The sequence below is a fragment of the Schumannella sp. 10F1B-5-1 genome (assembly GCF_006517535.1).
Classification (GTDB): Bacteria; Actinomycetota; Actinomycetes; order Actinomycetales; family Microbacteriaceae; genus Schumannella.
The window spans coordinates 1-218 of record NZ_VHQH01000122.1 but is presented as its reverse complement, the minus strand read 5'-3'; the positions used below and the strand labels follow the sequence as shown (position 1 = coordinate 218).

Sequence of the window (218 nt, the reverse complement as noted above, 5' to 3'; positions counted from 1 at the left end):
GAAGCCGTGCGCGGTGGGCAGGAACTCGTCGCGGTCGCCGAGGTGGTTCTTGCCGAACTGGCCGGTCGCGTAGCCCTGCTGCTTGAGCGCGGTGGCGATCGTCGGGTCGCCCGCGCGGAGTCCGACATCCGCCCCCGGCAGGCCGACCTTGGTGAGTCCGGTGCGGTACGGGTTCTGGCCGGTGATGAAGGCGGCACGGCCGGCGGTGCAGCTCTGCT

At 72.0% G+C, this 218-nt stretch carries 1 protein-coding gene; it reads right to left on the bottom strand.

What is annotated here, in order from left to right; all coding sequences use genetic code 11:
* On the bottom strand, positions 1-218 hold a 218-nt coding region (locus FJ658_RS15175; RefSeq protein ID WP_141146217.1), incomplete at both ends, for a sulfatase-like hydrolase/transferase.